Annotated in this window: 17 protein-coding genes, 1 tRNA gene and 1 pseudogene; 12 read left to right on the top strand and 7 right to left on the bottom strand. The window is 63.8% G+C overall.

Annotated features, from left to right (window positions below; all coding sequences use genetic code 11):
- The gene (locus tag E3E12_RS07535; protein ID WP_240810487.1) at window positions 1-1,893 is read right to left on the bottom strand and encodes a Do family serine endopeptidase; all 1,893 of its coding nucleotides are present in this window, start codon (window positions 1,891-1,893) and stop codon (window positions 1-3) included.
- A gap of 284 nt (window positions 1,894-2,177) precedes the next feature.
- Here E3E12_RS07535 and E3E12_RS07540 point away from each other — a divergent pair, with 284 nt between their 5' ends.
- Window positions 2,178-3,401 carry an Mrp/NBP35 family ATP-binding protein gene (locus tag E3E12_RS07540; protein WP_141443743.1) on the top strand — a complete coding sequence of 408 codons (1,224 nt, stop codon included), beginning with the start codon at window positions 2,178-2,180 and terminating at the stop codon, window positions 3,399-3,401.
- Between the two features lie 186 nt (window positions 3,402-3,587).
- Window positions 3,588-4,109 carry a hypothetical protein gene (locus E3E12_RS07545; protein WP_141443744.1) on the top strand — a complete coding sequence of 174 codons (522 nt, stop codon included), beginning with the start codon at window positions 3,588-3,590 and terminating at the stop codon, window positions 4,107-4,109.
- Between the two features lie 98 nt (window positions 4,110-4,207).
- On the opposite strand, the gene E3E12_RS07550 is transcribed toward E3E12_RS07545, so the two are convergent.
- Window positions 4,208-4,912, bottom strand: coding sequence for a hypothetical protein (locus E3E12_RS07550; RefSeq protein WP_141443745.1), 705 nt, complete (start codon window positions 4,910-4,912; stop codon window positions 4,208-4,210).
- 153 nt (window positions 4,913-5,065) lie between these two features.
- On the opposite strand from E3E12_RS07550, the gene E3E12_RS07555 reads away from it, so the two are divergent.
- Window positions 5,066-5,140: transfer RNA gene (locus E3E12_RS07555), tRNA-Thr, on the top strand.
- Between the two features lie 767 nt (window positions 5,141-5,907).
- On the opposite strand, the gene E3E12_RS07560 is transcribed toward E3E12_RS07555, so the two are convergent.
- The gene (locus E3E12_RS07560; RefSeq protein WP_240810488.1) at window positions 5,908-7,290 is read right to left on the bottom strand and encodes an FAD-dependent monooxygenase; all 1,383 of its coding nucleotides are present in this window, start codon (window positions 7,288-7,290) and stop codon (window positions 5,908-5,910) included.
- Between the two features lie 377 nt (window positions 7,291-7,667).
- Here E3E12_RS07560 and E3E12_RS07565 point away from each other — a divergent pair, with 377 nt between their 5' ends.
- Window positions 7,668-8,069, top strand: coding sequence for a hypothetical protein (locus E3E12_RS07565; RefSeq protein ID WP_141443746.1), 402 nt, complete (start codon window positions 7,668-7,670; stop codon window positions 8,067-8,069).
- Between the two features lie 52 nt (window positions 8,070-8,121).
- On the opposite strand, the gene E3E12_RS07570 is transcribed toward E3E12_RS07565, so the two are convergent.
- Window positions 8,122-9,081 (bottom strand): 4-(cytidine 5'-diphospho)-2-C-methyl-D-erythritol kinase, encoded by a 960-nt coding sequence (locus E3E12_RS07570; protein WP_141443747.1) that lies wholly within the window; start codon window positions 9,079-9,081, stop codon window positions 8,122-8,124.
- A 158-nt stretch (window positions 9,082-9,239) separates the two neighbouring features.
- Here E3E12_RS07570 and E3E12_RS07575 point away from each other — a divergent pair, with 158 nt between their 5' ends.
- The 3 genes from E3E12_RS07575 to eda all read left to right on the top strand — a co-directional run bounded on the left by E3E12_RS07575 (window position 9,240) and on the right by eda (window position 13,280).
- Complete coding sequence (locus E3E12_RS07575; protein ID WP_141443748.1) at window positions 9,240-10,214, top strand: uracil-DNA glycosylase; 975 nt, start codon at window positions 9,240-9,242, stop codon at window positions 10,212-10,214.
- Window positions 10,215-10,526: 312 nt separating this feature from the next.
- Window positions 10,527-12,416 carry a phosphogluconate dehydratase gene (gene edd, locus E3E12_RS07580; protein ID WP_141443749.1) on the top strand — a complete coding sequence of 630 codons (1,890 nt, stop codon included), beginning with the start codon at window positions 10,527-10,529 and terminating at the stop codon, window positions 12,414-12,416.
- A 204-nt stretch (window positions 12,417-12,620) separates the two neighbouring features.
- Window positions 12,621-13,280, top strand: a complete 660-nt coding sequence (gene eda, locus E3E12_RS07585) for a bifunctional 4-hydroxy-2-oxoglutarate aldolase/2-dehydro-3-deoxy-phosphogluconate aldolase (protein WP_240810489.1) — start codon at window positions 12,621-12,623, stop codon at window positions 13,278-13,280.
- A 786-nt stretch (window positions 13,281-14,066) separates the two neighbouring features.
- Here the strand turns inward: eda and E3E12_RS09140 are convergent.
- A pseudogene (locus tag E3E12_RS09140) lies at window positions 14,067-14,291 on the bottom strand (DUF3761 domain-containing protein); the annotation flags it as partial.
- Between the two features lie 380 nt (window positions 14,292-14,671).
- Between E3E12_RS09140 and purH the strand changes: the two are divergent.
- The 3 genes from purH to E3E12_RS07605 all read left to right on the top strand — a co-directional run bounded on the left by purH (window position 14,672) and on the right by E3E12_RS07605 (window position 17,715).
- Window positions 14,672-16,282, top strand: a complete 1,611-nt coding sequence (gene purH / locus E3E12_RS07595) for a bifunctional phosphoribosylaminoimidazolecarboxamide formyltransferase/IMP cyclohydrolase (RefSeq protein ID WP_141443750.1) — start codon at window positions 14,672-14,674, stop codon at window positions 16,280-16,282.
- Window positions 16,283-16,368: 86 nt separating this feature from the next.
- Window positions 16,369-16,860, top strand: coding sequence for a hypothetical protein (locus tag E3E12_RS07600; protein ID WP_240810490.1), 492 nt, complete (start codon window positions 16,369-16,371; stop codon window positions 16,858-16,860).
- An 87-nt stretch (window positions 16,861-16,947) separates the two neighbouring features.
- On the top strand, window positions 16,948-17,715 hold the full coding sequence (locus tag E3E12_RS07605; protein WP_141443751.1) for an NAD kinase: 768 nt from the start codon (window positions 16,948-16,950) through the stop codon (window positions 17,713-17,715).
- A gap of 42 nt (window positions 17,716-17,757) precedes the next feature.
- Here the strand turns inward: E3E12_RS07605 and E3E12_RS07610 are convergent, their stop codons facing one another.
- Window positions 17,758-18,777: a 2-hydroxyacid dehydrogenase gene (locus E3E12_RS07610; RefSeq protein WP_168194416.1), complete on the bottom strand. Its 1,020-nt coding sequence runs from the start codon at window positions 18,775-18,777 to the stop codon at window positions 17,758-17,760.
- Complete coding sequence (locus E3E12_RS07615; RefSeq protein WP_240810491.1) at window positions 18,770-19,411, bottom strand: low molecular weight protein-tyrosine-phosphatase; 642 nt, start codon at window positions 19,409-19,411, stop codon at window positions 18,770-18,772. The genes E3E12_RS07610 and E3E12_RS07615 overlap by 8 nt, the downstream gene beginning before the upstream one ends.
- Window positions 19,412-19,731: 320 nt before the next feature.
- Here E3E12_RS07615 and E3E12_RS07620 point away from each other — a divergent pair, with 320 nt between their 5' ends.
- Window positions 19,732-21,297: an APC family permease gene (locus tag E3E12_RS07620; protein WP_240810492.1), complete on the top strand. Its 1,566-nt coding sequence runs from the start codon at window positions 19,732-19,734 to the stop codon at window positions 21,295-21,297.
- 249 nt (window positions 21,298-21,546) lie between these two features.
- The gene (locus E3E12_RS07625) at window positions 21,547-23,838 is read left to right on the top strand and encodes an FUSC family protein (RefSeq protein WP_141443753.1); all 2,292 of its coding nucleotides are present in this window, start codon (window positions 21,547-21,549) and stop codon (window positions 23,836-23,838) included.
- Window positions 23,839-23,857: the final 19 nt, after the last annotated feature.

The following is a 23,857-nucleotide window of genomic DNA, read 5'->3' on the forward strand; positions in this document are numbered from 1 at the left end:
TCAGGGTTGGCTGGGGGTGGTGGTTTTGTCGGGGCTCATGGCCTCCAGGGAGATGGGCAGCCACGCCATGGCGCCCTGGTCCTGAACAAGCAGAAGCACTTCATGGCGGCCCAGCTTGATGGCGCGCTCAATCGCCGCTTTGAAGCTGTCTGGCGTGGTGAGGGACTGCCCACCAACCTGCAGGATAACGTCCCCCTCCCGCAGGCCGCGCCGCGCCGCCGTGCCATCCTTGGTGACGCGCAACACCAGGACGCCGCGCTGGCTGTCTGAAAGGCCGTATTGTTCGCGCTCGTCAGGCCCGATGACGCTGACCGTCAGCCCAAGCGCGCTGAAGGAGCAGCGCGGGTGGCTTGGCGGCAGGGTGTCTGAAGGGGGGGGGGGGGATTTCTCCACAGCCGCTTGGAGGGTGACGGGCACCTCCATAAGCTGGCCCTCCCGCCACAGTGACAGCTGGAGGGTGCTGCCAGGCTGGTGCGCTGCCACCACGCGCGGCAGCGTCTGCCCTGTGACGGCGTGCCCGTTGATGGCTGTGATGATATCGCCAATTTTCAGCCCCGCTTTGGCCGCCGCCCCTTTGGGCACCAGGCTGGCGATAATGCCACCTTCGCCGGCCTTGGTGCGGCCTGTGGGGGTTTTCTGGGTGAAGTCCAGCGCGTGGGCCATGGTGGGCGTCACCGGTTGGAACACAATGCCGAGGGAGCCACGGTGCACAGCGCCCGTTTGGCGGATTTGCGCAATCAGCCCGATGGCATCGTCTGAGGGGATAGCGAAGCCAAGGCCGATGGAATCCCCCCCAGCGCCGCCAAAAATCAACGTGTTGATGCCGATGACCTCGCCTTTAATGTTAAACAGCGGGCCACCTGAATTGCCCCTGTTGATGGCGGCGTCTGTTTGGATGAAGTCATCATCAAGCCCATGGGCCACGTTGCGCCCGCGCGCTGAGACGATGCCAGCCGTCACCGTACCGCTGAGGCCATAAGGGTTGCCGATGGCCAGCACCCAATCGCCAATGCGCGCCTTGTCGCTACGGCCGAAGGGCACGGCGGGCAGGGGGGCGGTTGGTGTGACTTTCAGCACGGCCAAATCCATGCGGGCGTCACGCCCCACGATTTGAGCTGGCATTTCCGTGCCATCAGACAACGTAACGGTAATGCGGTCGGCGTCTTCAATCACGTGGTTGTTGGTGACGATGACACCTGACGGGTCGATGATAAAGCCAGAGCCAAGGGCCTTGATCTGCATCTGGGGGCGTTCAGGTTTTTTCTGCCCTGGGCGTTTGTGCTTCTGGGTGTAGTCGTGGAGGAACTTGTCCAACGGGTTGGGTTGGGCAGGCTTGCCGCCATGGGGGCCCTCATGGGGGGGTGGCGCGCTTTTGGGGCCAGGGGTGCCTGGGCTGGGCTGGCTTGGGCTAGGGGTACGGTGGGGAAGGGGGGTCTGCGGGCCTGTTGGGCTGCTTTCATCAGGGCCCTGGGGGGCTTGGGGGCTGTCATCCTCGCCATCACTGACCGGAACAGTACCTGAGATGGAGATGTTGACCACTGCTGGCAGAAGCCTGTCCACCAAGGGGGCGAAGCTAGGCAGGGCCAGCCCTTTGGTGGCTGCCGCCTGGCCTGGCCCCATGGCGTCCAGCGTGGCTGCGGGCACTGTGCTGGTAGGCTGGCTGTGCGTGGTGGCTGGTGCACCCTCCGCCCAGGCCAAGGGGGGCAGCGCAGGGCCAGCCAGCATGGTGGCGCAGCACAGCAGCCGGGCCAAGCGCTGTGGCAGGGACCGTGGCAGTGCCCTGCCTAGCTTCTGGGGCGTGGGCTGTTGAGGCCCTTGTTGCCTTGGCCAAGCGGTGCTCTGGCTGGTGGAGGGGGAGAGAGGAGTGGCTGTGAGGTGAGATGATGCGCCCATGCCTCCCTTTTAAACCAGTGCGCGCCCTGAAACGAGTGCCTGGAGGGCGGCAATATGGTGCTGGCAGGGTGGCGGGGTGGATGGCGCGGCTGCAGGCAAGGGGATGGATAATAAGCACCTTTCCGGTCTTATTTCTTTCGCAGTCAGCGTTTTGCGTTATGATGCAGCCACCACTTGCCCTGCCCAAGCCAGGCCGCACCCCTTCCACGCCTATTTTCAAAGGGCTGGAATGCGGCGCTCCAGCTGGGGCCAGGGGCAGGATTTGAGACCCTGAGGAAGCGCGCATGACCCCTGACACCCCCCACCAGCATGGCCCAGGCTGCAGCCACACCACACCACCAAGCCCCCCTCAGGCCAGCCAGGCAGACCCACGGCGCGCCTTGGCCTCCCAAACCCTTGCAAACCTCCTGAAGCAGGATGGCCACACGCTTGAAGCCCCCCTCAGCGCCTTGAGCGAACGCGCAGGCGTGATTCATGCCGTGTTCATGGCCAACGCCCAGACGGCACCCGTGCTGAGCGCCCTTAAGCCACGGCTGGAGCAAGCGCTTGAAAAGGCCCTTGGCCAGCCTGTGCGCGCAAGCTTCATGGCCCAGCGCGGTGCCGCGCGCGAAGCCCTCGCCCCAGGCGCGCCCAAGCCAGCCCACCATGGCCAGGCGGAGCCAGGGCCTGCGGCCGTCCCTGGCGGCATCCACGCCGCTTTGGCTGTGGCCTCTGGCAAGGGGGGGGTGGGCAAGTCCACCGTGGCTGTCAACTTAGCCTGCGGCCTGGCAAAGCTGGGGCTGCGCGTTGGCCTGCTGGACGCTGACATCCACGGCCCTTCCATCGCGCGCATGATGGGGGCTGGCAAAGCTGGCAAGCCTGAGGTGAAGGGCGGCAAGCTCATCCCCCTGACAGGGCCTGAGGGGGTGCGCTATGTCTCCATTGCGCTTTTGGCTGACGAACGCCAGGCCATGATATGGCGCGGCCCCATGGTGATGGGCGCGCTAACGCAGCTCATCAAGGATGTGGTGTGGGGGGAGCTGGACCTGCTTGTGGTGGATATGCCCCCTGGCACAGGTGACGCCCAAATCACCTTGACAAAAACCCTCGCCCCTCAGCTGGCCAAGGGCGGGGCCGTTGTCGTCTCCACCCCCCAGGCGGTGGCCCTGATGGACGCCCGCCGTGGCCTGACCTTGTTTGAGCGCACTAAGACGCCCGTTCTGGGCCTGGTGGAGAACATGTCCTTTTTCGCCTGTCCGCACTGCCAGGGGGAGACGGCCCTTTTTGGCCATGGCGGTGTCGCACGGGAGGCAGAGGCCCTGAACGTGCCCTTCCTGGGGGAGGTGCCCCTGCTGCCCGCCATCCGTGAAGGGGGCGATGAAGGTGTGCCCAGCGTTTCAGAACCAGGAAGTGCTGCTGGCAAGGCCTTCATGGCGCTGGCCAAGAACGTGGCCGCCAGCCTGGCCAGCCGCCAGAGCCAGAGTCTGGGGGGGGAGCAACCAGGTGCCCACCAACAGTCGGCCCCCTGAACCATCTGCTTGATGAAGCTTGATAAAGCTTGATGAAAAAAGCCCCTGCCCCTCACCACAGCCCAGCTTTGCCGCTAGCGCCGCCTTGGTGGGCTTGCACGCAGGCAGGCACCCTGCGAAACAAGGTGAAACGGGGTGGGGCAGGGCCACTCTCTGGTAAGCGCCAACAGGGCGGGAGGACGCAGCGTGAAAACCTATCTGACCCTTCTGCGCTGGTTTTTCATCGTGTTCATCCCTTTTCTGGGCGCTGGGCTGATGGATTGCTCAGGCCAGCAAAGCGTGAAGCACAGGGGCCTTTCAACCGATGGCTACGGCTTCACCGATACCAACCCCGTTCTGCCGCCACCAGCTGCCTTGTTAGCGCAGCGCGGGCAGGGGCGTGGCCAGGGGGGGGATATCGCCATGGCCACAGGTGGTGGGCGCTTCACCGCCATGCCCAAGCTGGTTCAGGCTGAACCAGCCGCAGCCCCTGTACGCCCTTTAGCTGAATCAGCCCAGTCCGCCGCCCTGTTTGCTGCCCAGCCCAACGCCCAAGCAGTGCCGCAGAGTTTCCGCCAGGCCGCTTTCGCCCAATCTATGCCGGCAACGCCAAGCTTGCCTGCCCAGGCAGCAGCGCGCACAACCATTCAGCGCCACGCTGCGCCAGCGCCAAAGCGCCCCGCCCAGATGAATGACGGCGAGACCTTTAGCCTCTCCAGCGCTGACTGACCAAGCTAAAGTTAGGGCTGACTAGGGGCTGGCTGGGGCCGTGCCCCAACATGCCCAGGCCTGCCTGGCAAACCCTCCAGACAATCAATCCCAGTTCATCAATCAAGGTCCCCCAGGCCAGCCTGGGCAACGCAGCTTTTGTAGGCCGCCACAGCTGGGGCTATTCCCTTGGTCGGCACTGCTAGGCCAGAGGCAATGGGCGCGCCCGTGCTGGCCGCCGCCAGCGAGAAGGTGAAATTCTGCGTGCCAGGCAGGCCGTTCAGCACCTTCACGTAATCGGCCTTCGGCATGGAGGGGTTGAGGAGCAGGTCGCGGTCAGCCGCCACAAGGTGGGTGTTCATGGCTTTGTCATCCTCCCAAAACACCATGCCAACTGTGCCGCCTGGCTTCAGATTCCAGGCGGCGTCACCTACAACGATTTGGTACAGGACAGGCGGGGCGTGCTCGCCCAAATCACCTTTGACATTGTCCTCATTGCGCAGCGTGACAAAAGCCAGCATGTGCCCCTGCGCCCCGGAGACCATGCGGCAGGAGGCCACAAGCCCTGGCTGCGTGTTGGAGAGGTTGCGCACAACGACCCACCCCGTGGCGCCGCCATTATAGACCGTTTCCATGGCTGTTAACGGTTGGGTGTCTGGCTGGCCGCTGTCAGGGGCAGTGGTAGGGGTGGGGCTTGGCGCGGCCAGGGCAGGGCAGCTGCCAGCCAGCAGACACCCCCCCAGCAACGCGCTCCAAACCTGGCGCTTGAGCGCGCGGGAAGGGGCTGGGCTGGGGGGAGGGGTGGTTTGGCACTGGGATCTCATGGTTTGGCCTTAAACTTGAAAGGTGGTAACGGCCCCGTGAGGGATGAAAAGGGTTTTAATGCATATTCTGCTCTGAAGACACTTGATTGCCAGAACAGGAAATGCGAATGAAGGCCCATAACGGCGCTAAGCTTCAGGCTGGACAGCGCCTGGGCCGGATTAGCACAGTGGTAGTGCAGCGGTTTTGTAAACCGAAGGTCGGGGGTTCAAATCCCTCATCCGGCACCATGGAAATTCCCTGAAAAAAGCTAAAAGAGGCTGGAAACAGCCACTTTCAAAGCCTTCTCGGTTTTTGGCCCTTAGGCGTCTGAAGCGCCTCAAACGTCTGAAACGACACTAAGGAACGAATCGGGCAAAAACGGCCGTTCCCTGTTCAGTGCCCAAGTCAAAAGGCTACCCTGTTAAATCAGGGCCCAACCATGTGGTGTGGGCTGACCGCTTTTGCTTGAAGGGCCCAGCATCCCAATCCCTTGATTCCAGAGCCGCCATATAGGGCGAAGCCCGTTAAAGCCCGAAGTGACGGAGCATAGAACATAGTTCAAGCGTAGTAAGTCTTCGGGCTAATAGGCGGCGATAAGGGAACTAGAACTGATTCACGCTTCAACGGCTGCAAACAGCCAGTAAATGCACTATGGGCCCATCTATCCCTCTCTTCAAGCCAGTTCTGGCGACAGCCCGTAACTGCCGTTTTTTCAAGGCGCTCAAAATTAGGGATAGAATGGAAGCTATGTTTGATGGCTACACCGTGCCCCACAGGCAGCTCAGAAAGGGCAGTGCTGGTTTGGGGTTTCCTGGGCACCTCCTATTAACCCTGAAGTTCAGTTCGCCTGAGCTTACGCTCGGCGCTGTCTTGGAACTCCCTGACCAGTGCTTTCTGCTGCCTTGCCCTCCGGGCTGTCTTGAACCCTAAAAGCCGGTGTTTCACGCTGTTTGGCTTAAAAGCCTGCACAGGTTCCACATCGGCATCTACGGCTGGTTAGCCTAAGGGGGTTCGCTCAATAGCCCATGGCTTGGGCGATGAAGCGGCGGCGCAGCGGCGGCAGGCGCGCCATGACATTCATGCCAAGGCGGCGCGCAGTGATGGCCACCGGGTTACGGCTGCTGAAGAGACGTTCCATCACATCGCACCCCACAAGCATGGCGAAGTCCTCAGGCCGGGCTTGGCGCTGGTAGCGGGCCAGCAGTTCTGGGCTGCCCAGGTCGGCACCCTGGCTGAAAGCCTCCCCCAACAGGCGCACGATGAGGCGGACGTCCCTGAACCCCAAATTCATGCCCTGCCCCGCCACAGGGTGGAGGCCGTGGGCGGCGTCACCCGCCAGCAACAGCCGCTCGGCCTTGTAGCGGTGGGCGTATTGGGAGGTCAGCGGGTAGCGCCAGCGCTTGCCAGCTAGTTTCAGCGCCCCTAGAGAGCGGTCGCCAAGGCGCTTTTGGGCTTGGCGCAGGAAGGCCTCCGCTGGCAGCGTGGCCAGGTGGTGGATGCGCTCTGGCGTGTCTGTCCACACAAGAGCTGAGCGAAACTCGCCCCCTGGGCCAGGCGGCAGGGGGAGGCGCGCGAAGGGGCCTTCAGGCAAGAAATGCTCCAGCGCGCTGCCATGGTGGGGGCGTTCATGCACAAGGGGTACCACTAGGGCGTGCTTGCCGTAAGGCAGCACGGTGAGGGGAATGCCAGCTGCCTCCCGCAGGGCGGAACGGCGCCCATCGCAAGCGATGGCCAGGGGGGCTGTGATGGTGCGAGCGCTCTCCTGGCCATACCCTTCCTGCCCTGCTGGGGATAGGCTGATGGTCACGCCCTCTGGGGAGAAAGCGAAATCAGCCTCCGTCTGCTCAAACACCGTCACGCCAGCAGCGCCTGGCTGGGCTGGGCGTGCGGCCTCCAAAGCGTGGGTGATGGCTGGCAGGAGGTCGTAGGCCTCCACCATCCAGCCAAAGGGGTGGCCTTCAGGGGCGTCACCTGGGGTGAAGGTCACTTTGTCCAGGTTCTGGCGCAACGCGCGCCCCAACAGGCCCCCTGGCAGGCCATCCGCCACGGGGCGGCCTGCTGAATCGATGATGTCAATGGTGGTGATAGGCTCTGCTTGACGGGGCAGACGCGTCCAAATGCCGCTTTCCGCCAAAAGGGGTATCACCCCCTCCGCCAAAGCGTAGGCGCGCCCATCAAGCTCTGGCCGGGGGGCGCGGGGCAGGGCGTTGCGTTCCACCACTGCCACGCGCAGGCCTTTGCGCGCTAAAAGGCAGGCGATGGTGGCGCCAATGGGACCAGCGCCGTTGATGCAAACGTCAAACGCACCCCCACTGCTTTGCTGGGCGCCAGAGCGGGCTGCCAGGGCAGGGAGCGGCTGAACAGAGGCTTGGTTCGTGCTGGGGTGCTTTGTGTTCAAGGATTGCTCCTGCAGGCTGGATGGTTGGTGGGTGCGCCTTCTCCTGGCCCTATCTTAAGTGCTGGCAAATGGCGTTGAGGGCAAGTTGCAACGCTGCAAGGTGGCTGTCATGTGCCCGTGGCCCCCTCTGGTCCCCAACCTGGCCCCGCCAGCCGCTTGGGGAGGGAGGTTGGCCTTGGCTAGGGCGCCCTTCCCAGCAGCGCTTATCCGTGATGAAGTGGCTGTGGCGGGTTTGTAACGTTCTGGTCATGGCTTGCGCCCCTGGCCCAGGGCGGTGACGGGGCCTGGCCCCGTTGCCCTTTGTTTCTACCCCTTTACCCCCCTTGACCCTTTAATCCATCCCTTTGATCCATGTCCTGAATTTGGGAGAACAGCCCATGACAACTGCCCATCCATCCCTGCGCCTGCCTGGTGCCCTGGCCGCTGTGGCCACTTGTGCAGCCTTCCTGGCCTTGCCCGCCCAGGCGGCCCCTGTGGTTGGCGCGCCCCAGGTTAATGTGCCGGCGGCAGGTCCCACGCGCCCAGCAGCCCCCACCGTGGCGGCAGCGCCTGCTGCAGCCGACCCTGGGCCAACTGTGTTCCCCACCGCCATCGACCCAGCCTACAAGGCCATGTCAACGGGCAAGGCGCGGATGCACACCTGCTTGAAGCAGTACAAAGCCAACAAGAAGGCGGGCAGCGGCAATGGCGGCCTGCACTGGATTGGCAAGGACGCTTACTGGTCGCAGTGCTCAGCGCGCTTGAAACCCACCCAGTCCGCCCAACCATCCACCAAGTAAGGCCTCTGCCAAATCCTGAAGCCCCATACTTTGCGCAACAAACAGGGGCGTTTTAGGCGTTGAACAACCCGCCAGCCCACTGCCAGGGGCGGCGCTGCCCAGGCAGCGCTTCCTGGTGCAAGTGGGGCAGGGCTGCTTGGGCAGAGGCCACATCGTCAAACAGCGCGAAGCAGGTGGCGCCTGAGCCGCTCATCCTGGCCAGGCGCGCTCCAGGCAATGCTGAAAGGGCGCCTAGAAGGGCGGTGATAGCTGGCTCCTCAGCCTCTGCCGGCGCTTGAAGGTCGTTGCCCGTCTGCCCCAGCCATGATGCCAGCTCCCCCGCTGTGGCCCATCCTCGGCTGGGGTAAGGTGGCGCTGGCGGCGTGAAGGGGGCTGCAGCTTCTTTCAAGCGCTTAAAAATAGCAGGTGTGGAAACAGGCACCCCAGGGTTGGCCAGCACCATGCCCACTGGGGGCATAGCTGGCGCTGGGGTGAGGTGTTCGCCAATGCCCGCCATCCGCACTGCACGCTGCTGCAAGCAAACAGGCACGTCAGCGCCAAGTGTGGGGGCTATCGTTGCCAGGCGCGCGCCATCAGCACCCCACAGGCGCGCTAGAAGGCGCAGGCAGGCTGCGGCATCTGCCGATCCACCACCAATGCCTGAGGCCACAGGCAGGTTCTTGGCCAGGTTAAGGTGAAGGGCGCGCAGCTGTGCAGCCCCCCCCTGCTGCCCCAAAGCCTTGGGCGCTAAGGCACGCGCAGCCCTGATGACGAGGTTTTCCTGCACTGCCTGCGCTTTGCCCTGGCTTGCCGCTTCAGCCTGCAGGGTAGGGCCGAATGCGCCCCCAAGCGCCAGCGTGGGGCCTGCCGTGGTTTCGCCTAGGGTGAGGGTGTCATGGGCGCCGGCAAACACCACCAGGCTGTCGAGGAGGTGGTAGCCATCCCCCCGCCGCCCCGTCACATGGAGGTAGAGGTTGATCTTGGCGTGGGCGTTCTCGCTTCTGGCCTGGGGGGTGCTAATGGGGGAAGGCATGGTTGGTTTGTCCGTCTGGCAGGGGTGGTGGGCTAGCGCTGCCCAAAGCTGGGCGTGCCGCCGCGCCCATGCCCCCTACCATTGGTGCCGCCTTGGGCGCCAGCGCCTGGAGCGCCGCTGCGCTTTGCCCCGCTGCCCATCAAGGCTAGAATGAAGCCATGACAACCACCCCTCCCCCAAGCCCGCAAGCCGCCCCACCAGCCACTATGGCGGACCAGATTCTGGAAGGGGGGCGCGATGCCCTCCTAGCGGCGCTGCGCCTGCAGTGCGAATGGGGCTGTGGGGAGGCCGTCTCTGACGACATGCGCCTACCGCCCGCTATTTTGAAAGGGGAGTCGCAAGCAGCGCGCGCAGCCGGACCTCTGGCTTTGGGTGAAGCCAACCGTGCAAGCTCCCCCCAAGGCAACGCCAAACCCCAGCCTACCCCAGCGCAGGCGGGGGAGGTGGCGGCCGCCCGCAGCTGGCCTGACCTCGCCACCCTGATGGCGCGCGATGGTGGCGCTGGCCTTGCGCGCACAGCAACGCGCTTGGTAGCGCCCGCTTTAGTTAGGCAGCCACGCCTGATTGTGGTGATGGATGGCCCAGCCGCTGAAAGCGACCGCACAGGGGACGCCTGGGCGGGGGAAGGTGGCGCGCTGCTGCGCCAGTGTCTGCACTCGATTGATATGGACCCGGGGACGGTTTCCCTGCTGCCAGCACTGCCTTGGCGCCCCCCTGGCGACAGGCCGCCCCAACCTGCTGAGATGAAAGCCTGCGCTCCCTTCCTGCTGCGGCAGCTGGCACTGGCCACCACCCGCGCTGGGGTGAGCGTTGGGGGAAGCTCAGGCCAGCCCCCGCTGCTGGTGCTGGGTGCTTATGCTTGCCAGATGATCCTTGGGCGAGAGGTGCCTTTCGCCCAAAGGCGCGGCCAATGGGCGCAGCTTGAGCGGTCGGGACCCTTGTGGCGTGGCGCCCCCCAAACCAGCCAGGTGGAAGGCCCAGAGGGACAGGGGGAATCCCCACCGCTGGCAGCGCTAGCGGTGATGGTCAGCTACCACCCGCTGCAGCTGCAGGCCTCCCCCAATATGCGGCGCCTTCTGTGGGATGATTTGCGCGCGCTGCGCCGCCACTTGGGAGGTGGAGTGCTTACCTGAACAAGCGCTCTGGAGGCATGGCTGGGGGTGGCGGGCCCTGCAGGGGGCGCAGGGCTGGAATGGCGGCACTGCAGCCATGGGGGTGAAAACGTCCCCCCTTGCTTGCCGCAGGGGGGGGAGGGGCGTTAAATGCGCACCGAGTTATGCGCCCGGTGCGGCGCATGAAGGCCCTTTCCCCGATGCCGTGCCTGCCGCAGGTGGTGGCGCCGTTTCCAGCGCAAGGCTTCGCAGGCGTGGCCTGCGCAGATTTCCCTTGCAGGAATGGCCCCCACCCCGACAGTCTGGGGCATCTTGAACAGTGAGTGCTTCACAATGTCTCTGAACCCCGTCCTGGAGCGCGTGACAGCGCGCATCGCGCGCCGCTCTGAAAAATCACGCAAGCTCTACCTTGACCTGATGGCGCACAACCTCAAGTACGCCCCCAACCGCAAAACGCTGCCATGCTCCAACATGGCCCACGCCGTTGCTGCCGAGCCTGAGAAGGTGAAGGAGGAGCTGATCCATCCAGCCCCCCACCACCCCAATATCGGCATCATCACCACCTACAACGACATGCTCTCGGCCCATCAGCCTTACGAGCACTACCCTGAGCAGATCCGCCTGTTCGCGCGTGAAAAGGGCGCCACCGTGCAGGTGGCTGCTGGCGCCCCCGCCATGTGTGACGGCGTCACCCAGGGGCAGGAGGGCATGGACATGTCCCTCTTCTCCCGCGATGTCATCGCTAAATCCACCGCCATCGGCCTGTCGCACTGCATGTATGACAGCGTGGCGCTGCTGGGCGTGTGCGACAAGATCGTTCCTGGCTTGCTGATGGGCGCGCTGCGCTTTGGGCACCTGCCGCAGATCCTCATCCCCGCTGGCCCCATGCCCTCTGGTATGCCCAACGAGGAGAAGAGCAAAATCCGTAAGCTCTTCGTTGAAGGCAAAGTGGGCCTTGAAGAGGCCATGCACGCTGAGATGGCCTCCTACCATGCCCCTGGCACCTGCACCTTCTACGGTACGGCCAACACCAACCAGATGGTCGCTGAGTTCATGGGCCTGATGATGCCTGACTCTGCCTTCATCATCACCAACACCCCCCTGCGCACAGCCATGACGCGCGCTGGCATCCACCGCCTGGTGGACATCAGCCTGGGTTCTGACAAGCCGCTGCCCCTGATGGACCTGGTGAACGAGAAATCCGTCACCAACGCCATTGTCGGCCTGATGGCCACGGGTGGGTCCACCAACCTGACCATCCACCTCATCGCCATCGCCCGCGCTGCCGGCCTGGTTGTGGATTGGGACGACTACAACGCCCTTTCGGAGGTCGTGCCTGACCTGGCGAAGATCTACCCCTCCAGCCCGACCGACATCAACGGCTTCCACCGCGCTGGCGGCATCCCCACCGTCATCAAGGAGCTGGCCTCTATCGGGCTTCTGCACACGGACTGCCCCACCATCAGCGGCGGCAGCATCCTCGACTATGCCCAGCGCGCCACGCTGGACGGGCAGAACGTCAAATACGTGCCGGCAGCACCCACGACCGACACCAAGACACTGCGCCCGCTTTCAGACCCCTTCTCCAAAACGGGCGGGCTGAAGCTGTTCAAGGGCAATCTGGGCCGTGGCGTCTCCAAAGTTTCCGCTGTGGCGCCAGATCGCCTGGTGACCAAGGCCCCCGCCATGATCTTCCAGACGCAGGAGGACGTGATGGCCGCCCAGCGCGAAGGCAAGCTGGACCAGGATACAGTGGTGGTCGTGCGCTTCCAGGGACCGCGCGCCAACGGCATGCCGGAACTGCACAAGCTTATCCCCGTTCTGGCTGTGCAGATGGACAAGGGCTACAAAATCGCCCTCGTCACCGATGGGCGCCTCTCAGGCGCCAGCGGCTTCGTGCCAGCTGTGGTGCATGTCTGCCCAGAGGCTCAGCGCGGCGGCCCGCTTGCCAAGCTCAAGAACGGCGACATGATGCTGGTTGACGGTGTGACCGGCGACCTCAAGGTGCTGGTGGATGAGGCCGAGTTCAACGCCCGCCCAGACGCCCCCAAAGTCCGCCCTGACGTCGGCACTGGCCGTGAGCTGTTCTCCGCCAACCGCCGCTACGCCCCCTCCGCTGAGGAAGGCGCCTCCTCCATGGAGGCCTTGATGATTGAGGACATCAACGAAGTCGGCGATGACTTCGCTGGTGAGTTCAACTCAGTCGGCAAGGCCATGCGCTGAAGCCACGCCCCAACCCCCTTTGCGGCAGCTTGATGGCGCTTTGGCCCTAGCAATGCCCATCAAGCCATGCACAGGGGGGCAGCTGCCTTGCATGGGGCGTGCTGGCCCCGCTGACGCGTGGGGTGGTAAAACCCAATAGTAGGGCAACCGGCTGGCCATGTTGGCCTGTCCGGGCCAAGAATAGAGAATAAGGACGCTCTTATTATGACGAGCATGAGGGCCGAAATGGCCAAACGCGAAGACATGGTCAAACGCATCGACCAGGTGCTTGACGCCTGCCCCGTGATGCCTGTCCTGGTCATCAACGACGTTAAGCAAGCCCGCCCGATTGCGGAAGCTCTGGTTTCCAACGGCGTGACCACCCTTGAAGTGACCCTGCGCACCCCCTGCGCCATTGAGGTCATCCAGGAAATGGCTAAGGTCCCTGGCGCCCTGGTTGGCGCTGGCACCGTTCTGCACGGCCAGCATGTTCGCCAGGCCAAGGCTGCTGGCGCGCAGTTTGTCGTCAGCCCTGGCATCACCACCGAACTGGTGCGTTCCGCCCTGGCTGCTGACATGCCTATCCTGCCTGGCACAGCCACTATCAGCGACATCATGATGGGCATGGACATGGGGCTGAATCGCTTCAAGTTCTTCCCAGCTGTGCTGAATGGCGGCATCCCCAAGCTGAAGGCCTTCAGCGGCGTTCTCGGCCACACGGGCCTGCGTTTCTGCCCCACTGGCGGTATTGACGGCAGCACTTGGAAAGACTGGCTGCAGCTCCCCACCGTTGCTTGCGTTGGTGGTTCCTGGCTGACCTCTGGCAACGCCACGCCTGAGGAAGTCGCCAAGCGCGCCGCCGCCCTGGGCCTGAAGAAGAAATAAGCCCAAGGTAACCCCAGCCTACCGTGCCCTTGGCTGCGCCATAGGCATGGGTTGGGGCCTTTTGGTTTTGCCCCTGCAGCCTCCTTCATTAAAGGCGGTTGCAGGGGTTTTTGCGTTTCTCCCTTAGGGCTTACCGTTTAGCGTTTATTCCTTGTGGTTTGATTATGGGGTTTGTTTTTGCCGCTGCTACCGCCTGCCTTGGTGTCCTTGGCCAGCGCCCCTCCCAGCCCAGCCTCCTGGGCGCGCCCCAAGGCCGCTAAAGGACACGGGAGAAAGCCGGGCCGTGACGTCAAAGCGCAAAGGAACCCTCCCAAACGGGCCTTGTGAGCAGGGCCATTGCCACCTATGAACAGGTGCACCTTGGCGTAGTCTTGAAGGGCGCTCTGGGGCGCCACCGCCAGCTAGCCCGGCTGTTCAGGTCCAGAAGCTCCTCTTGGGATGAAGTTCTCCTGATGGGGACAAAGCCAATGCGCCCTGTTTGGGTGATGCTGGGCGTAGTGAAGCCATGGCCAGGAGGCCGCACTCAGGCGCACATTGGCGGGTGCCCATTGACAGGTCCAGGTTGGTGCCTTTTTGAAACACTCAAAACGCGCCCCTTCAGAACCCCAGAAGTCCGCACCCTGGCTTGGGAGCTGCGCTCTATCGCAAGCCTGGCGCGTTGACGATCCAATCCAATGCCCCTCAACCAAGCCACCTCTGGGCTTGGGGGCATAGCCGTTTGGAGCCAAGAATAGGAAAAGGGCTCTCGTCATTTCCCCACAGTCCTTAAAGCCTTCCAGGCGCGCTTTATAAAGGCGCCCAGGCGGGAGGGCACCACCCTGATGCCGAACACCAAAAACGCCCAAAGCCTCTAAAGCAAGGAGCAGAAAAAACTGAAGGAACAGGCGAGCAGGCGGAAAAGGTGAAGCTGTAAGTGCCATCCCTGCAAGGAGCAGACGCGCCCCCAGGCTTCAGGCAACAGTTGGTGAAAGCCGGCGTATGGAAGCGCTCCCCATCCCTAGTGATAGAGGATTTGTGACGGAGTGCCTGTTGCCTAACACCACATTGGGGCCAGTTTTAGGGAACTCGCCACCCACCATTTCCAGCCTGTGTTTGGCAGGCTGCGCAGCTCACACTGCTAGAAACCACCCTTGGCGCGGGGCGGGTGGGGGCTTTCCAACCCAAAGGGCATGGATGGCGGGGGCAAAGCGCAAAGGGGCCCTCCTGAGCAGGACAGGGCCAACATGCTGCCAGGAACCCAGCAAGCCCCGAACAGCTTCCCAATCAGCTCTCCTGCCATGGGCTGCTCACGGCGTGCCGCGCTCCCAAACTGCCCCATGCAGCCAGCTCAAGGAAGGTGCGTTGGCGCAAGCCTTGCACCTTTGGGGGTAAAGGCATATTGCAGGCGCATTATGAGTGAACAGCGCCTGATGCCCCGCCGTGCCCTTCTTTCCGTCTCAGACAAGAAGGGGTTGCTTGCCCTTGCTGGCGCCCTGACCGCCCAGGGTGTTGAGATCCTCTCCACCGGGGGGTCCGCCCGCACCCTGCGTGAGGCGGGCGTGCCGGTGAAGGACGTCTCCGACCACACAGGCTTCCCGGAGATCCTCAATGGCCGCGTCAAAACGCTGGTGCCGTGGATCCATGGCGGCATCCTGGGGCGGCGTGACGTCCCCTCCCACCGCCAGCAGATGGAGGAGCACAACATCGCCCCCATCGATGTAGTGTGCGTCAACCTCTACCCCTTCGCCCAGACGGTGGCCTCTGGCGCGGACCCTGAAGCCTGCATTGAAAATATCGACATCGGCGGGCCGGCCATGCTGCGCTCTGCTGCCAAGAACTTCAACGACGTCACCGTCCTCTGCAGCCCCAGCCAGTACGCCGCTTTCATCCAGGCGCTGGAGGCAGGCGGCACCACCTTGGCAGAACGCCGCGCCCTGGCTGCCAGCGCCTTTGCCCATACGGCTGCCTATGACGCCATGATTTCTGAATGGTTCGCCAAGCGCGAGGCCGAAAGCCACGCTGTGGACGAGCTGGACAATGACCTGACCCTGCCCCCCAGCCTGACCTTGGCCGGCACGCGTGACGGCATGCTGCGCTACGGCGAGAACGCTCACCAGAAGGCCGCCTTCTACCGGGATGGCAGCCAGCGCTACGGCCTGGCAACCGCAAGCCAGCTCCAAGGCAAAGCTTTGAGCTACAACAACCTTAACGACACAGACGCTGCTTTCTCCCTGGTGGCGGAGTTCAGTGAGCCAACTGCCGTCATCGTCAAGCACGCCAACCCGTGCGGCGTGGCCTCTGGCGCCAGCTTAACGGAGGCCTGGAAAGCCGCCCTGCGCTGCGACCCCGTTTCAGCCTTTGGTGGTATTGTGGCCTTCAACCGCCCTTTGACGGGCCCTGTGGCCGAGCTGGTAAGCCAAATCTTCACAGAGGTCATCATCGCGCCAGAGGTCACGCAGGAAGCCCGCGCCATTTTGGAACGCAAAAAGAACCTGCGCGTTCTGGAGACGGGCGGGATGCCAAGTCCGCATGAAACGGGGCTGAGCATCAAAACTATCTCAGGCGGTTTCCTGGCCCAGACGCGTGACAACGGCCACGTCACCCCTGAGGAGCTGAAAGTGGTGACCAAGCGCCAGCCCACACCTTCAGAACTGGCTGACATGCTGTTCGCTTTCCGCGTGGCTAAGCATGTGAAGTCCAACGCTGTGATCTACGCCCGTGGCCAGGCCACGGTGGGGATTGGGGCTGGGCAGATGTCGCGCGTAGACAGCGCCCGCATTGCTGCGCGCAAAGGCGAGGACGCCGCCCGCGCCGCTGGTTTGGAGGAACCCTTGACCCAGGGCTCCGTTGCGGCGTCTGATGCTTTCTTCCCCTTTGCTGATGGTCTGGAGAGCGTCATCGCAGCAGGGGCCACGGCTGTCATCCAGCCTGGTGGATCCATCAGGGATGATGAAGTCATCAAAGCTGCCGACAAGGCCGGCATCGCCATGGTCTTCACCGGCATGAGGCACTTCAGGCATTGAGGGCCAACCCCCAAGGCCTGGCTTCCAAGCCATGTTTTGGGGTGGCACACCGTAACGGCACAGCGCAGAGCAAGGCACCAAGCCCCATGAAGCCCACGACAGTTAGCCCCCTGAACACCAACCCCACCCCTGGCGCTGCCCTTAGCAGCACAGCCCAAGCGCTTGGCCCAGGCGCTTGTGGCGCGCGGGGCTATGCCAAGGGTACTCTCAGGGCACTGGGGGCTGGCTTCGCCCTGGCCCTCACCCTGGTTGCGGGCACAGCTGCTGCTGCGCCCTGCCTTTACGACATCACCCCCCTGCCTGTGTTCAAAGGCACCGTCAGCCGCGTGACCTATGATGGCGTTTTGTTTTCAGATGGCACGGACGTGGTGCTGCCTGAATCCCTCCTCGCCTACCCCCGCATGGAGGAGAGGCTAGCTGTGCGCGGTCTGCGCGCCCGCCGCGGCAAAAAGGTTTGGGCGTTGGCCATTGACGGCAACCCGCCCATCTGCCCTTCCGTGGCGGATGTGCAGAAGGGCGCCTACCCAGGCAGCCCCGCTTATGACGTGATCGAACACGGCGTCAATCCAGGGCTGTGAGGGCGCGCCCAGCTGCTGTAGGCTGGGCAGCCTCTTTCCACCAGGCCCGTTGGACTGGCCGTTTCGTTTCAAAGCCATGGAGCTTTCATGAGAATCGCTTTCACCGCAGCAGACACCCCACGCGCCCAGGAAGCACGGGCACGCCTGGTGGCCCGCTACGGCGACACGCCCCTGAACCGCGCTGAGGTTCTGGTGTGCCTGGGCGGCGATGGCTTCATGCTAGACACGCTGCGCTTCATCATGGGGCGTCAGCTGCCCGTCTACGGCCTTAATTACGGCACAGTGGGCTTTTTGATGAACCAGCCCAAGGAAAGCGATGGGGACGCGCTGGAAAAGCGCTTGCTGGGCGCCCAGCCCACTATCATCGCGCCATTGCATATGAAGGCTATCACCACGGACGGCAACACGCTGGAGGGGATGGGCTTCAACGATGTCTTTCTCTACCGCCAAACGCGCCAGGCCATTCATGTGCGCATTGAGATTGACGGCCGCGTGCGTATGGAGGACCTGACGGCTGACGGCGTAATCGTGGCCACGCCGGCTGGCTCCACAGCTTACAACCGCTCTGTGCAGGGGCCCATCCTGCCGCTTGGCTCTAACCTGCTGTCGCTGGCGCCTATCTGCCCCTTCCACCCGCGCCATTGGCGCGGCGCCCTCCTGCCTGAGGGAGCGGAGGTACGCTTTGTCCTCAAGGAGACCTGGAAGCGCCCCGCCAGTGCTGTGGCCGGCGCCACAGAGGTGCGCGACGTGGCCGAGGCTACCATCAAGGTGGCCCACAAGGACCAGGTGCAGCTCCTCTTCGACCCAGACCACGAACTTTCAGAGCGCATTATCGCTGAGCAGTTCGCGGCCTGACCAGTCCACCGGCTTTTAAGCCCTGACCGGCCCCTGGCTAGTTCAGAGCTTGACGGGGGTGAGGAGGGGACGGTCAGCAAAAAAGGCCAGGAGGTTGTCAAGGACGTTCCTGGCCATGGCCACACGTGTCTGAATGGTGGCGGAACCCTGGTGGGGGGAGAGGACGACGTTGTCCAGGCTGAAGAAGGCCTTGTTGATATCAGGCTCGTTCCAGAACACATCAAGCCCGGCCCCCATGATGGTGCGTTCTTGAAGCGCCTTGAGGAGCGCAGGCTCATCCACCACGGAACCGCGCGCCACATTCACCAAGCAGCCCTGCGCCCCCAGGGCGCGCAGAATAGCGCCATCCACCAGGTTCTGAGTGGCGGGGCCACCTGGGAGAATCAGCACTAAATCATCGCACCAGCTGGCCATCTCAGCTAGGGCTGGAAAAAAGCGCGCGCCAGCGCCCTTCTGGCCTGCAACCTCATGGCGGCAGAAATAGCCCACTTCCATGCGGAAAGCGCGCGCGCGCTCAGCGATGGCCTGCCCAATAGTGCCATAGCCAACCAGCCCCAGCTTATTGCCAGCCAGGCCTGAGCCAAGCGGAGGGTAGCCCTTCGTGGCCCACAGCCCTTCGCGCACGTAGCGGTCGTTGAACACGACGTGGCGCTTCACGGCCAGCAGCAGTGCCATGGCCATGTCAGCCACAGCGTCCGTCTGCAGCCCCTGGGTGGTGCTGACGGCAATGCCGCGTTCCTTGCAAGCCTGAAGGTTGATGGCGTCCGTCCCCACGCCGTTGACCGCCACCATTTTGAGGTTGGGCAGCATGTCCATGATGGGCTGTGGCACGCCAGGCGCGCCCGCTGTGGCAATGGCGGTGATGCTGCCAGCTACAGGCGCCAGGGAGGCCGCGTCTGGCCATTGCGGTGAAGGCATGATGATGAGCGTGAAATGCGCCGCCATGGCCTGTAGGGCCTCGGGGGAGAAGGCCTCCAGCACCAGCAGCAGGGGCTTGTCTGGCTGGGCGCCTTTCAGGGCGGTGTTGTCAACTTTGTTAACCATTTCTACCTTTTCAACCATGGTGCTGTTCCTTTGCGTTGGGCGCTGTGCGGCCCTGTGGGGTGGTTGTGGTGGCACGGCCTCCGCCTTGGTCAGCCTGGCCGGCCTGGGGCCAGAGCTTGGCAGCCAAATGCGCGCAGCCTTGGGTGATGAGGTCACGTGCCGCTGCAAAATCAGCCGTGGTGCCATAGTAAGGGTCGGCCACCGCTTGGCCTGCCTGGCCTGGCACATGGTCAAGCATCAAGCTGATGTCAGCGATGCTGTCATGAGGGCGCATGGCCAGAAGGTGCTTGAGGTGGCTGTGGTCCATGGCGATGATGTGGGTAAAGCGCCTGAAATCGCCCACCCGCACCATCCGTGCCCTGTGGGCGCTGATGTCGCACCCCATGGCCGCCATTTGGGCCTGGGCGCGCTGGTCTGGGGCATCCCCCAAGTTCCAGTGGGCGATGGCTGCTGAATCCACCCGCACGGCCTGGGGGCCTTCTGTGGACAGGCCGCGCTTGGCGGCCTCAGCGCGCAGGATCCCCTCCCCCATGGGGGAGCGGCAGATATTGCCTGTGCACACGAACAGGACAGCAGGCTGCTGGGGGAAAAGGGCGCCTGTGGGGCCCTGGGGCATAGGAGTGGCGGGAGTTTTGTGGGCTTTGGTCGTCATAGCGCCACCTTAGCGCCCCCGCACCCCTTTGGGGCCTGACGCAGGCTGCATGGCTGCCCCACCCCAAAGCTCCGCCTTGGCAGGGGGTGAAGGGGGCCAAGATGTTGGTGCCACACACCTTCAAAGCGCTGCAGGCCGGGCTTTTTGGAGTGGGGGCCAAAAGCTTAACGGAACCTTTCAGCAGGCGGCAAGGGCGTGGCTGCCAAAATCAGCCAGGCAGCCTCACAAAGCCTGCGCCCTGATGCAGCCTTGCCGCGCGGTGATTGCGCTTTGCCAATGAATTGGCCACGCTTGGAACAGCCGCCCTGCCTGGCCAAGCCATGGCAGAAGCCAACCAGGCCAGGCGCGCGGGTGGCCAAGCGCCCATGCCCCACTTCACAGGGAAGGGGGCCGGGGCGCGTGCGCTAGAAAAGGTTATCATCACCATGAGGGACATGTGGCGGACAAAGCCCATTGCAGCGACTGAAACGGGCAGCCTTGCCCGCGTTCTAGGCGCGCATCACCTCATTTGCCTGGGGGTGGGCACATCCCTGGGCGCTGGTCTTTTCGCCATTACCGGCGTGGCGGCGGGCCAGAACGCCGGTCCTGCCATTTCCCTAGCCTTCATCCTGGCCGCCCTGGCCTGCGCGCTTGTGGGGCTGTGCTACGCTGAACTGTCAGCCATGTTCCCCAATGCTGCCGGCAGCGCCTATTCTTACGCCTATTCCGGCATTGGCGAAGGCGTGGCGTGGTTCATCGGTTGGTGTCTGGTCACGGGCTATACGGTGGGGATGGCGGCTATCGCCTCCTCCTGGAGTGGCTACCTCGCTTCCTTCATTGGGCGCTGGGGGTTGGGGCTTGACCCGCGCTTCCTGGCGGCCACGGGAACGCCCGTCACTATGCCGGATGGCGCTGCAGCCCATGCTTTCCTGAACATGCCAGCTGCCCTCATCGTGCTGGCGGTGACGGTGCTGCTGTTCTCAGGCACTAAGGAATCATCGCGCGTCAACGCCATTTTGGTGGCGCTGAAGGTGGGTGTCATCATCGCCTTCGTCCTGGCGTGTGTCCCCCTTATCAATACAGCCAACTACCACCCCTACATCCCCGCCAACGCTGGGCAGTTCGGCCATTTCGGCTGGAGCGGCGTCTTCAGGGGGGCAGCATTGGTGTTCTTCGCCTATATCGGTTTTGACATCGTGGCGTCAGCTGCCTGCGAAACCCGTAACCCGCGCCGCAACATGCCCATCGGCATTCTTGGCTCGCTTGGGGTGTGCGCTGTAGTGTTCTCGCTGTTCTCAGCCATCCTGGTGGGGGTCATCAACTACAAGTCCCTGGCGCTGGACGCCTCCCCCGTGGCCACAGCTATGAACGCCACCCACATGCCCTGGCTGGCCGAAACGGTGAAGGCCGTCATCCTGGTGGGGTTCTTGGCGGGGCTTTACGGCCTTCTGTTCAGCCAAAGCCGCACCCTTTTCACCTTGGCTGAGGATGGGCTGTTGCCAAGCGCCTTCACCCGCCTGACCAAGAACACCAAATCCCCCTGGGTAGCGCTGGCCACGTTGGGCGGCTTTGGCGCTGTGCTGGCTGGCGGCTTCTCGCTGGACGCCCTTGGCAGCTTGACGTCCATCTCCGTTCTGTGCGCGTTCTCCATCGTCTGCCTGTGCTTGACGTTGCTGCGCCTGCGCAACCCTGACGCTGAACGGCCCTTCAAAGTGCCAGGCGGCGCCTACCTGGTGCCTGGGTTGGGGCTGGCCGCCTGTTTGCTCAGCATTGCCTCCATGGGGCTGCGCACATGGTGCGCCTTGGGGGTTGTGCTGGCGCTTGGCGCTGCCATTTACGGCTTCTACGGCCGCAGCCACAGTAAACTTGCGCAGCAGGCCGCTGAAGGAGCTACCCAGCCAGACTGACAGGCTGACAGCCTGCAAGGCCCAGCAAAGACACGGCCCAAGGCTGTGCAAGCGTGCCACAGTGGGCGCGCCCACTGCCCGCCTGGCTTGCCTGGGCGCTGAAAAACGGGGTTCCAGGCCTGCCTGGGCCCCGTTTTTTGTTACAACCAGAACCACAGCCCCGGCTGTATGAGATGTGTGGTGTGTGGGAACCCAGCTGTGAAAGTGGCCCCAGTGTGAAGGTAATGGTGTGAAGGCGGAGACAATGGCTTGCTGAGGGCTGCCCAGGCGTTCACGTCCCTTTTCAACGCGCCCAGCCCTACTGGCGCAGGGCGGGGCAGCGCCTTGGCCCAGGCCCTGTGGCGCAGGCCGCTGCTGCTTTTCCCGCCAGGGTTCCTGTTCTGCACCCGCAGCGCCTTCGGGTGCCTGCTGGCGCTGGGCATCGCTTACCAAATGGAGATGACAAGCCCAGGCTGGGCGCCGCTGATCGCCTGGGCGGTTTCACTAACGTCCTGGGGGCAAAGTTTCTCCAAGGCCTATTGGTGCTTCATGGGAACGTTGCTGGGCGCTGTGCTGGCTGTGGTGCTGATGGCGGCCATCCCCCAGGCGGCCTGGCTGTTCTTTCCAGCCCTTGGGGCTGTTCTGGGGCTGTGCATGTTCTGCGCCAGCCTGGCTGGCAATTTCAGGGCCTATGGTTGGGGGCTGGCTGGCTTTACCTGTGCCATCATCGCTATGGACGCTGCCCCTGACGCCCCCTCCGTGTTCATGACGGCCATGGCGCGCGTGACCAACATCACCCTTGGGGTGGCGTGTGAGGCCTTCGCTGGCTTCGTGTTCAGCCGCGACCCGGCAGCCGCAGCCCGGCTGGGCCTGCGCGCCACGCTGGAGCTGAACATGCGCCGCACCTGCACCGTTCTATGCCAGGCGCTGGCCAACCAGCCCAACGCCCTGGAGCTGGCTGAGGACGAAATCGCCGGCATTCTGGGTTTTGACAGCAAGGTGGAGTTCCTGGCTATTGAGATGGGGCGCGCTGGCCATGTGGGCAGCCACGCGCGCGCTTCCCTGGCGGCCTTGGCTGGCGCGCTGGCGGGGCTTTTCGGTGGCGGCCACGACTTTCCCAAAGCCCCCCAGGCCATGGTGGCCGCTGTGGCGCGTGAAGGCGACCCTTACGCCCCAGCCCCTATCAGCGCCCCTACGCCAACAGGTACACCCCCCAACCAGCAGCCCCAGCGCCAGGAGGCTGACTTCTACCAAAGCGCGCCAGACATCGGCCAGCTTGTAGCGCGCGTCAGTGCCGCCATCGCTGCTCTGCCAGCCCATTTGGACGACCAGGCAGACCCGGCCCTGGTGCTGCGCGCCCTGCGGGCAGAATGCCTACGCCAAAGCGTTTGGATGGCTGAAAACCCCGCCCTACCCCACACAGGGCGGGACGGCCTGGCGCTGGCTATCCTGGCCAATTTGCTGGATGACCTAGCTGCTGCCACAGACCAGTTCAGGGCGTGCTTCGGCCTCAAGACCATGGGGGGGGAAAGCTACCGCTACGCCCGCGCCAGCTGGCGCGACCCCGTACTTGGGGTGCAGAACGCGCTCAAGATCTTCAGTGCCATCATGTTCACAGGCATGGTGTGGGAGGTCACAGCGTGGCCCTTCGGCAAAATGTGCGTGGCCTTCACCGCCATTATCTGCTGCCTGTTCGGCGCCAGCCCAACGCCGCAGACGGGCAGCTTCGCCTTCCTCATCGGCACTATCGCTGCTGCGTGCTCCGCCTTCATGCTGGACATGCTGTTCATCCCCATGGCGGCGGACGTGTATGAGGCCCAGGCGCTGGAGTTCCTGGTGGCGCTTTTGATTGGCTGCACCATCCGCGTTTCGGCCCGCACCGCCGTGGTGGGCATTGCCTATGGCTTTATGCTGTTCCCCATGACGGTGGCCAGCAACCAGGGCGTGACCACGGCGCTGGCCTATTTCAACAAAACGCAGGCCATGGTGCTGGCGGCCACGGTGGCTGTGTGGGTATTCAGGGTGGTGCTGCCGTTCCGCGTCAAGCGCGCAGCACTGCGCGTGCGGGCCTCCATGATGGCCGAACTGCGCCGCCTAGTCACGGGGCCAGACACCACAGCGGTGGAGGACGCCTGGGTGTCGCGCAGCCTGGACCGCTTCTCGGCCCTCTCCACCCCAGCGGAACTCAAGGAAAGCCCAGCGCTGCGGGCGTGGCTGTTCGGGCTTCTGGCCACGCTGGCGCTTGGCATCCACGTGGTGCGCCTGCGCTACCTGGTCAAGCGCCCTGGCGTGCCTGAAGCAGCCCAGAACGAAATCGAAGCCCTGCTCCACAGCATGGCCAACCACCCCACAGAAACCATGGTGGCCGCGCGTTACGCAGCCGCAGCCCGCTTGGCGTTGATGCCGGCTGGCGCCTTGGCTGAGGTGCCGCCTACAGAGCTGACCCCGGCCCAGCGCCTGGCGCGGCTGGACAAGGCGGCCCTTTCAGGCTGCCTGCTGGTGGTGGAACGGCTGCTGCTGGAGAACCGCGCCTTCCTGGACCTTTCAGACAGCTTCGGCTGATTGGGCTGATTGGGCTGAA

This window comes from Formicincola oecophyllae, assembly GCF_006542395.2.
GTDB classification, from domain to species: domain Bacteria; phylum Pseudomonadota; class Alphaproteobacteria; order Acetobacterales; family Acetobacteraceae; genus Formicincola; species Formicincola oecophyllae.